Raw genomic sequence first — 10,321 nt, 5'->3', positions numbered from 1 at the left:
CCGCGTGGTGGAGGACGGGCCGCCGCAGAGCTTGCGCCAGCGCGGCGGCCTATTCGAGCGGCTGTGGCGGCTGCAGGCGGCGGGCATGGAAACGCCGTGTTCGAACGGGACGCCCTCCTACGCGATTGCGCAAACACATCGGGTGCACCATGGTTAGCGCGATCATCAACTGGCTGCGAGCCAGCTCCGACGCGGTGAAGACAAGCTTGTGGCTTGCGCCGGGCGCCATGTTCTTGGCCGGACTTTGCCTGGCGATTTGGCTGCCTCGGTTGGGACATGGCTGGAGCGTGGAAGGCAACCCGCTATTTGCCTGGATTCAAGGCGGAAGCGGTCAGGACGCCCAGCTGCTGCTGTCCACCCTCCTCACGTCCGTCATCACCATGGCGAGTATGGCTTTCTCGGTGACAGTCGTAGCGCTCTCGCTGGCAGCGAGCAATTTTGGGCCGCGTCTGATACGCGTCTTCCGCGCCAACCGTTTGAACGAAGCAGTGCTCGGCACATTGATCATGACAATCGTCTACCTCCTGCTCGTGCTGCGCTCCGTTCAGGGAAGTTGGCAAGCCACCCAGGTTCCACATGTTGCTGTCGCCGTGGGAGCTTTGCTCGCCGTGCTAAGCGTCCTTGCGCTTCTCGCCTTCATACAAGGTGTGGCAACTTCGATGACGGCGGAGGAGGTCGTGCGGCGTGCGGACGATGAGCTCAACTTGGCGATCTCCGAACTGCCTGACCTTGCTTCAGCCGTTCTGATGCCGACTGTGGCGATACGTCCTGACTTCGAGGCGGTGGCGACTCGAATCCCTTTGCCCAAAGAGGGCTACGTGCAATCCGTGCAGTTTGAGGGAATCCTGGCCTGGGCAGCGAAGCGACAAGCCGTTGTCAGACTGGACTTCAAACCCGGCGACTTTGTTGTCGACGGCGACAGGAAGGTCCTTCTATACCCGTGCCCTGAGGATGTGGACCAAGTGAGACGCCAAATCGGCCAGTTCATCGTCAGTGGGCAGGCGCGGACGCCGAATCAGGATCTTGAATTTGCCATTCGTCATTTGGTCGAAGTCGCGGTGCGCGCGCTGTCACCTGGCATCAACGATCCCTTCACGGCGCTCGCCGTGATTGACCGACTGAGAGGTGGCGCATCAAGGCTCTGCGTCAAGCAACTGCCGTCCGACGTACTCCATGATGGCGCCGGCGAAGTGCGGCTGTTGCGACGTGTGACAACCTATGCCGGGGCCATAGATGCGGCTTTCAACCAGATCAGGCAAGCGGGGTCCACAAAGCCCGCGGTTCTAATTCACCTGTTGGACGCCATCGGCTCCGTTGGAAGTCATGCCAGGACGGCTGAACAGCGTTTGGTTCTGAGCCGACATGCTCGGCTGACCAGGAGTGCGGGGCTTCGGGACATTGCAGAACCGGACGACCGAGAGAATCTTGAACGCGGTTTCGAAAAGGCGATGCTCGTGCTTCGATGACAGCCGCGCTGTTCGGCAAATCGCTGCAAGCTTACCTGGTGCCTTAAGCCCATCGATGCCTGCTGCGGCCTCGGAGCCGGCGCTAGCGAGGAGTCTTGTCAGTGTGAGTTGACAGACAAGCGCCGGACAGTCGCGAGACTGCGGAGTCGCATCCCGGCAGGTGTTCGTCAGTGTCTTAGTCCAGACTTGTGCAACCGCTGAACGCCATGGTTCTTTCGCGCGGGGCAAGCGATTGCGGCGCCGCCGCCCGTCGTGTGAATCGCACCGCGGCCTCAGCTTCAGCCGTCGCGGCGCTTGGCGTTCGCAGCGTGCCGGCGGCGGTTCCCGGTGAGCTTCAGGAGCTCGCCAAGGCTCCGTTCCTGGTCGGTGGTCGGGACGTTTCGGTACCGCTTGTGTCCAGCCAGGACCACTTCTTGCGCATTGCCGTGGTGATCTGCTTTGTCACGCCGCTTGCTTCCGCCGCGCCATTCGACCACCGACTGATGGCAAGTTGCTCACGGTAACCGGTCAGTTCGCGCAACGATCTTGATATTCACTGCGTGAAGCTGGTCAAGGACGCGGGGCAAGGTGCTGCATGGATCAGCGTGGTGGGCAGCAGAGGGGCACCGTCGCACGGAGTACAGGACGCGGCGTCAGCCACCGGGGCGACGCTCTTCTTCGATCGCGCCAGGTGCATGGCGCACCGTCTTTCGGCCGCCCTGATCGAGCTATGGTGTGCCATGGGACGAAGGAAGCACTGCTGCTGTGTCGCCATGCCCAAACAGCGACCGCAAGCGCAGCGCCTCTCTGTAGAGAGTGGCGCAACCCGCGACGGGTAGAATCTTCGAGCAGACGCTGGTTCAAAGTGCTGGAGGCCGCTTACGGCTCGGCCGGCTCCGCCGCCCCGTCCGCCCAGGTCCGCCCGGTTGGTTCCAGAGGCATCCCCTCGCCAAGCGCTTTGTCGCGGGGCGTCACCCGGAGTTTGTCGATGCCTGACCCTCATGGACTGCATGTCCCCGCTGTGACGTTGACGGCTGTCCAGCTGCTCCAAAGTTTGCTCGACCAGAGCAAAGATTACGCGTTTGTCCTGATCGACCCGGACGGGCGAATCGTGGGATGGCGTGGCGCGGCTCCCACTCTCTTTGGTTACAGCGAGGCCGAGATGCTGGGCCGGCTGATCGACGACATCTTCACCAGCGAAGACCGGGCGCTCGGACTGCCGTCGCACGAGCGGTTTGTGGCCGCCGCCGACAGCCGCTCGGAGGATGACCGCTGGCACGTGCGCAAGGACGGCACACGCATCTGGATGACCGGGACCGTCGAAAAGGTCGTCGATCACCAGGACGTTCTCGTCGGCTACTCCAAGGTCATGCGGGACCGGACTGATCTGCGGGCACACATGGAAGCGACCGAGAACCGACTGCAGGCCCTGGCGCATCGACAAGAGGCGACGGACGTCTTCTTCACGCGGCTGGTGCACGAGCTGCGCAACGTCCTCGCGCCGATGAGCGCCAACCTCGAGTTTTTGCGTCGCTGCACCGAACCGCAGCAAACGGCCGCACCGGTGGAAGCGCTGGGCCGGCAGATGGCCGTGCTTGTGCGGGTGCTGGACGACGTCATGGACCTGGCCAGCAGCCATGCCGGGCACCTGCAACTGACTTGGTCGCAATTTGATCTGGCGCATGAACTGCTGAGCCTGGAGCGCACGTTGCAACAGCAGGCACACCGCAAGCAGCAGCTGCTACAGGTGCTGGTCCCGCCAGGACCGGTGTGGTTGCGGGCCGATCGGGAGCGTCTGCACCAGATTGTCGTGAATCTGGTCAGCAACGCATTAAAGTACACACCGGACGGCGGCGCGATCTGGATAAAGTGCACGCTGGAGCCCAAACATGTGCTGATCCGGGTCGAGGACACGGGCATCGGCATCGCGCCCGACCTTTTGCCGACGATCTTCGACTTGTTCACCCGGGTGACCACCAGTGGTCAAGGGCTGGGCGTAGGACTCACGCTGGTCCAAGACTTGGTGCAAGCGCACGGTGGCACCGTGGAAGTGCGCAGTTCCGGCGTCGGTAAGGGCAGCGAGTTCGCTGTGCGGCTGCCGCTAGAGGGAAACGAAAGGGTTGCACGACCGGAATGTTGACCTCGTAAACGCTTGAGGTGAATCATTACCGCAAGGCGGTATGCGCACGGCGCCATCCTGGCTCAGTACCACAGCCATGACGGCAGCCTCTGCACCGCTGATCCAGCCGCGCAGAAGCCGGCCTTGCGCGTCTCACCGCTCAGCGAAAACTCAGGGGTTCCAGCAGATCGAGCAGCTGCTGGTCGTCCACCGGCTTTTGCAACACGGCCGGGAAAGCGCCGGACCGCTTGGCCTGCCCCGAGGCTCCGCCAGTCATCGCGGTCAGCAGCGGTGGCGTCGCGCGTGGGTCATTCCGGATGGGCTCAGGATGCATCTTGCGCCGTCGGTTGACGAGCGACGGCTCCGAGCTGCATAGAAGAAGCCGCCGGCAGATTGGATTCGTTGGCGCCTGCAACTCGTAACCCGAGTGCGCGATGTAGGACAACCGGGCCATGGTGCCCCGTCACCCCTCGGCTTTCGATGCGTGGCTCCAAGGCACGATCGAAGAGGCCACAGCGGCCCTGGCAGGCCGATGGCTGACGCGCTGCGGCCTGGCAGCCTAAGGTGGTGGTCGTGGCCACGCCAGTCACCACCATCGAGGCCGCCTGTGTGCCCAACGTCAGCCTGTCAATCGACGAGCCCTTCGACCGAGTGGCCGGGCGGCTTGTGGCCCTGCCCCCGCTTGCGCACACGGTTCGACATGCACTGAACGCCCCAGCCGGTGACGGTTGGCGAGCGCCTCGCTGACGGCAGCGCACAAGCGACTCGAAGTGGTGGACTCGGCGCCTTGCCCGCGACGGGCAACTGCCTGACACGAGCGCAAGTGAGCGACGAGAAGACGCAAGCCGGTCGCAAGGACCGCACCTGCATCCGTACGAGCGACGACTAGAGGGCCGCGGCTGGGGGCTCTGCAAAGACCAGCAAGCAGTGGGGCTTCGTACCGATCCGGTGGCAGCCCCGTCAGTTCGTTCGGCGTCACGCCGTGACAGCTGCGGGCCGCGGTGCAAGCCGTTGGCCCGGTCGCCAAGGACGTCGGGGCGCATCCTCCGGAATGGCCACGGCCGCAGAGCACGCGGCCCGCGTGTCTCGCATCATCGAAGCCTGGTCAGGGGCAATCCCTTTCATGTCGTAGCCACCACTCCACCACGTCGTGCCCATGGCGAGGTGTTTGGGCGGTGACTCCGGCCGCTTACAAGCGGAAGACCGATACCACTCCCGCAAGCTTGGTCGCCTGCTCGCTCAGCGAGCCAGCCGCAGCAGCAGATTCTTCAACCAGAGCCGCGTTCTGCTGTGTCATCTGATCCAACGCGCCGACGGATGAGTTGACCTGCTCAATGCCAATTGATTGTTCGGACGTGGCAGTGCTGATCTCTCCGACCATCGCCGACACGCGCTCCACAGAGGCAAGTATCTCGGTCATCGTCTGGCCCGCAGCCGCCACCAAACGTGCCCCGCCTTCGGCCTTGTCGACGGATGCGCTGATCAGGACCTTGATCTCCTTGGCTGCTTGGGCACTGCGTTGCGCCAGTGAGCGCACCTCCGCGGCGACGACGGCAAAGCCCCTGCCCTGTTCACCCGCGCGGGCGGCTTCCACCGCCGCATTGAGGGCCAGGATGTTCNAAGGCGATGCCGTCGATGACGCCGATGATGTCCACCACCTTCTTCGAGGATGCGTTGATCTCATCCATCGTGGTGACAACCTGCTGCACCGCCTGCCCGCCTCGAGTTGCCACGCCGGCTGCAGAGATGGCCAACTGGTTGGCCTGGCGGGCCGCTTCTGCACTCGACTTGACGGTGCCTGACAACTGTTCAATAGATGACGCGGCCTGCTGCAGATTGGCTGCGGTGTTTTCGGTGCGCGTGCTGAGGTCTTGGTTCCCCACCGCCACCTCGCTGCTCGCCGTTTGAATGCTGTCGGCCGCCTGCCGCACCTGCGCTACGGTGTGGTGCAAGGAGGCGTTCATGCCGCCCAGCGCTTGCATCAAGCCGGCCAGCTCATCGCTGCCCTCGACGACCGGAACCTTCGACAGATCTCCTCTGGCTACCGCGTCGGCCAGGGCAGCGGCGCGGGCAACTGGCCGAGTGATCGACTGGGTCAACACATACGCGAAGACACCGCCGAGCGACACTGCCAGCATACCCAACACCGCAAGGCGGCGCTTGCTATTGGTGACGTCTGCATCGATTGCCTGGTAAGTGGCATCGATGGTCGAGCGCTGGACGTCCAGAAATTCCTGCATGCTCGCGACGTAGACCGGGGCAACGCGCACGAACTCCGCTTCGTAGATTCGGTCGGCCTCCGCACCATCGCCGCTGCGCTTGGCCTTCATCAGCGCATCTCGTGCTTGCAGGTAGAGCTTGCGGTTCTCGTTGATCTTGTCAAGCAACGCTTGCTCGCCAGCCGTCATTGGCATGCTGGCAAGGGCTTTGGTGATCTCATTGCCACGGGCCGTGGACAGCTTGGCTTCTTCAGCAAAGAGCGCCTCGGTCTTGGGATCAGCGCTCTTGGCGATGGCTTTGGCACGCGTCACGCCCACCGCCACATTGCGGGACCATTCGGCGGTCAACCGCTCCTTTGCGAGGGGCTGGGACATCAGCGCCTGCGTATCGCTCGAAATCTGGGACAGGCTCATGATTGCAGTGGCCAACATGCCGACCAGCAGCAGCAGGATCAATGCAAATCCACCGCCAAGGCGCACGCCCACACGTAGCTCGTTCAGTCTCATGCCAGTCTCCGGGTACAGGTCTTAGTGCGCGACTGCGGCTATGCCCCGGACGCCCCTATCGGCGGATTTCGTCTGCTCACCGAGGAACTTGAGGCGCCCAGCGGACGACAGCGAGACGCCCGCTCGTGGAGCTACCGCTAGGACTCTCGATCGCAGGTCACAGGGCACACCAGTCGCCCAGTCATGTTGGCACACCCTTGCAGGAGCACTCAGGTGCGACCACGAGACCCGCTTCGGTGGCCAGGACCGCGCCCGCACAGCCTGAGCAAGAACTCAAGGTCCACGATTGGTCCCGCGAGCGCGCGTCACCCACAACCGCGCACCGCCGTGCAGGCCGGTGGCTCGGTCGCGTCCTCGGCGAGGCGATCTCCAAGGCTCCCGCTGATCCGCCTTGCACTGGGGCCGGCGTGGTGCGGGTGGCGACTTGACGCTTCAACCACGGTGAACCGGTTGTTCATTCACCGGACGCGCTACTGCCTGATGCCCTCGATCTCGCTGTCTGCCGCCCCACCCGACGTGTAGAAGTACACCAGCGAATGCAAACGCCACCGGCGTCACGCGGGAGCGATTCGACTCGCTACGCGGCGCCGCCCAACATGGGCTCCTGCAGGGATGACAGCAGGAAATCCCTCAGCAGGCGAGCACTGGGTCCGATCCGCTTCCCGTGTACGAGGAAGACCTCGAGCGGAGCCGTCTGCACTTCCGGTACTACCCTCACCAGCTCGCCCGATGTCAACGCCGGTGCGGCGTCGTAAGCCGGCAGCCGTGCAATGCCCTCGCCAGCCAGCACGAAGGCAAGCCGTGCTGCCGCGCTGTCCGTGACAATGTCGCCGGTCAAGTGAAGCTCGACAGCCTGCCCATCCTGACTGATCTGGATCGACCGCTGGCCCGGCGGGTACACCACCTAGCGGTGCGACGACAGCTCGGCCACCGAGGGATGTTCCGCACGCGCCGCAGGTAGGCGGGCGAAGCACACAGCATCGACGCCTCGCTGACCAGCCGTCGCGCAACGAATCGGAATCAGCCAGCGGCCCGGCCCGCACCGCGAGTTCGATGCCCTGCTGAACCAGGTCGACGTTGGCTTCGTTCATCGCTACATGCAGGCGAACCGACGGAGAGCGCCGCCGGAACATTATCAAGGCCGGGAGGATGCGCTTGTTGCCGAAATGGTGCGAGCACGTGATCCGCACCTGCCCACGTGGTTCAGCCCTCAGCAGTTCCATGCCCCGAACTCCGTGGTGGGCCTCGTCGAGCAGCCTCACACCTGCACCCGAAAAGCCTTGCCTGCAGGTGTGAGGCTGAAGCTGCGCGTCGTGCGCTACGCCAGAGGCACGCGCGTCGCCAACGTCCCGATCGGACTTTGGACAACGTCACCCACAGTGCCCCGCAGGTGGTGGCACATGGCATTGTTCACCTTCATCCCGACTTGTTGCAGCACCCTGCGCCGACACGCGCTTCAGGGGCGAAATTCGCTCCCAGATTCTGAGTTCTGGCCGGCGCACTGGCGTTCCATGACGTCACGCACACAGAAACCGTGATCGATGCCCGATCGCGGAGGAAATGGAGGCCGGCAGTTGTTCCGGACCGGTTCGCGCGCCGATAACCTCCTCGGCCCGTGCGCATGCTGCCGGCAAGGGCGCGTCGAACCCGAGGAACATCAGCTTGCGCGACTCAGACTCACCGGCAGCGCCCCGGGACACAGCCGCGTCCGCGCCCGACAGCCTGACCACGTCCCGTTTTGTCGCGCTGTCGCGGCTCGTGCCGCTGATGTACTTCATCCTGCTGGCCAATGCAGTGGTGCTGGCGTTCTCGTTCCGCCACCAGGCGCCGGTGCACCTCACCGCCTACCCGGCCGCGGGTTTTGGCCTGGTCTTCGTCATCCGGATGGCCGCCTGGTGGCGGCGCCGCCATGCGCGCGTGACGGTGGCCGCGGCCCGGCGGCAGCTCACCACCACCTACCTGCTCGCCGTCCTGCTTTCGGCGGCGTTGGTGCTGTGGAGCCTCGCGCTGTTCACGCGCGGCGATGCCTATGCGCAAGGTCATGTCGCCTTCTATATGGCGTTGACGATGACCTGCTGCATGTTCTGCCTGATCCATGCGCCGCCGGCGCCGCAGCTGATTGCCGTCTGCGCCGGCATTCCGTTTTTTTCGTTCTTCCTGCTGTCGGATGCCGAAGTGCACCGCGCGATGGCGATCAACCTGGCGCTGGTGACAATCGCGGCGCTGATCATCATCCGCATCCAGGAGGCCGACTTCACCCGCATGGTGAAGGCGCGCGAGGACGCGAACCATCGCGAGCAGGCGCAGCTGCGGCTGCTGCGCATGCTGGAAGACCTGCCAATCGCGGTGATGACGGTGGAGCAGGACAGCCTGCGCATCAACTACGCCAACCGGGCGGCCAAGGCCCTGGTGGCGCAGCTCGAGCCCCTGCTGCCGGTGCGCGCCTGCAACCTGGTGGGCGCTTGCATCGACGTCTTCCACAAGGACCCAGCGCACCAGCGGCGCCTGCTGGCCGACCGCAACCGCTTGCCGCACAAGGCCCGGCTGACCGTCGGCGGCCACATCATCGACTTGGAGGCCTCGGCGGTCACCGGCAGCCAAGGCGAATTCATCGGGCCGGTGGTTACGATGGCGCTGGTCACCGCGCAGGTAGAGGCCGAGCGCCGGGTGCTGCAACTGGCCCACTTCGACCCGCTGACCGGCCTGGTCAACCGCTACACCCTGCGCGAGAAACTGGCGCAGTTGCTGGCGCGCGGAGGCGCCCGCGCCACGGTGCTGCTGCTGGACCTGGACGGTTTTAAGACGGTGAACGACACCCTCGGCCAGGGCGCCGGTGACCTTCTGCTGCAAGCCGTCGCCTCCCGGCTGCAGGCCCGCTGCGCCGAAGGCACCATGGCGGTCGGCCGGGTGGCGGGTGACGAGTTCGCCATCGTGCTGCCTGCCGACGACGCGCAGGCCGCGCAACAGCTGGCCGATGACATCCTGTCACGCGTGAGCGCGCCCTACCTGCTGCCCGACGACCGCCAGGTGCGCATCGGTGGCTCGATGGGCATCGTGGTGTCGCCGGCCGACGGCACCGACAGCGAGACGCTGCTGTCGCGCGCCGCCATCGCGCTGTGCGCCGCAAAGGAGGTGGGCCGCGGCACCGTGCGCGTGTTCTCGCAGGCCATGCTCACCCGAATTCAGCAGCGGCTGTCGGTGGAGCAGCGGCTGCGCGCGGCGCTGGATGAGCCGCTGGGGCTCTTCGTTTTCTTCCAGCCGATCTTCAACATCGCGTCCGGCCGCATCACCGCGCGCGAGGCCCTGCTGCGATGGTTCGATGCCGAGGGCGGCTGGATCTCGCCAGCCGAGTTCATCCCTGTGGCCGAGGAAGCGGGCCTGATCGACCGCATCGGCGCCTTCGTGCTGGACCAGGCCTGCAGCGCCGCCCGCGACTGGCCCGAGGGCGAACGCGTGGCGGTCAACGTGTCGGCGGCCCAGCTGGGCAAGGCAACGCTGGTGCCCGCGGTGGTGCGGGCGCTGCAAAGTGCCGGACTGCCGGCGCACCGGCTGGAGGTGGAGGTGACCGAGACCGCGCTGCTGTGCAACGGCGAGGCCGCGCTGGCCGAACTGCATGCGCTGCGTGTGCTCGGCGTGCGCGTGGCGCTGGACGACTTTGGCACCGGCTATTCGTCGCTGGCGCACCTGCGCAGCTTCTCCTTCGACACGATCAAGATCGACGGCAGCTTTGTGCGGGACGCAGTGCTGCAACCGGAATGCGCCGCCGTCGTGCAGGCGGTGGCGCAGCTGGGCAGGCGACTGGGCGTGACCACGGTGGCCGAAGGCGTGGAAACGCAGGCTCACCTGGACTGCGTGCGCGCCGAGGGCTGCGACGAGGTGCAGGGCTACCTGCTGGGCCGGCCCGAGCCCATGGCCCGCGACCGCGAGCGGATCGCCGCGCTCCAGCCGCCCGCACGGGATACGGCCGCCCGCCCGGTGCCCGCCACCCCGGCCGCAGGTTGACATGACACGCGACGAAGCCGACGACAGCG

Annotated in this window: 7 protein-coding genes and 1 pseudogene; 3 read left to right on the top strand and 5 right to left on the bottom strand. The window is 65.3% G+C overall.

Translation table 11 applies throughout. The annotated features are described in order from the left end of the window. Window positions 1-149 precede the first annotated feature (149 nt). Window positions 150-1,466, top strand: a complete 1,317-nt coding sequence (locus VO99_RS28510) for a DUF2254 domain-containing protein (protein WP_046116361.1) — start codon at window positions 150-152, stop codon at window positions 1,464-1,466. A 967-nt stretch (window positions 1,467-2,433) separates the two neighbouring features. Then, entirely contained in the window at window positions 2,434-3,585 is a 1,152-nt protein-coding gene (locus VO99_RS28505; protein ID WP_198157123.1) for a PAS domain-containing sensor histidine kinase, read from the top strand. A gap of 139 nt (window positions 3,586-3,724) precedes the next feature. Here VO99_RS28505 and VO99_RS30710 read toward each other — a convergent pair whose 3' ends face one another. The 5 genes and pseudogenes from VO99_RS30710 to VO99_RS31775 form a co-directional block, all read right to left on the bottom strand. Continuing rightward, window positions 3,725-4,018, bottom strand: a complete 294-nt coding sequence (locus tag VO99_RS30710) for a hypothetical protein (protein WP_198157122.1) — start codon at window positions 4,016-4,018, stop codon at window positions 3,725-3,727. 735 nt (window positions 4,019-4,753) lie between these two features. Further along, on the bottom strand, window positions 4,754-5,158 hold the full coding sequence (locus VO99_RS31700) for a methyl-accepting chemotaxis protein (RefSeq protein WP_310733685.1): 405 nt from the start codon (window positions 5,156-5,158) through the stop codon (window positions 4,754-4,756). Between the two features lie 26 nt (window positions 5,159-5,184). Beyond that, the coding region (locus tag VO99_RS28500; RefSeq protein ID WP_375136425.1) for an MCP four helix bundle domain-containing protein at window positions 5,185-6,290 on the bottom strand (1,106 nt) is incomplete at its 3' end. A gap of 577 nt (window positions 6,291-6,867) precedes the next feature. Next, entirely contained in the window at window positions 6,868-7,128 is a 261-nt protein-coding gene (locus tag VO99_RS31780; protein WP_198157121.1) for a LysR substrate-binding domain-containing protein, read from the bottom strand. A gap of 193 nt (window positions 7,129-7,321) precedes the next feature. Further along, a pseudogene (locus VO99_RS31775) lies at window positions 7,322-7,513 on the bottom strand (LysR substrate-binding domain-containing protein); the annotation flags it as partial. Window positions 7,514-7,952: 439 nt separating this feature from the next. On the opposite strand from VO99_RS31775, the gene VO99_RS28490 reads away from it, so the two are divergent. After that, window positions 7,953-10,292, top strand: a complete 2,340-nt coding sequence (locus VO99_RS28490; protein WP_232315642.1) for a putative bifunctional diguanylate cyclase/phosphodiesterase — start codon at window positions 7,953-7,955, stop codon at window positions 10,290-10,292. Window positions 10,293-10,321 lie beyond the last annotated feature (29 nt).

It is taken from the genome of Aquincola tertiaricarbonis (genome assembly GCF_000969605.1).
GTDB classification, from domain to species: domain Bacteria; phylum Pseudomonadota; class Gammaproteobacteria; order Burkholderiales; family Burkholderiaceae_C; genus Aquincola; species Aquincola tertiaricarbonis.
Note: the sequence above shows the minus strand (reverse complement) of the source record. Positions and strands in the feature narration are given on the sequence as shown.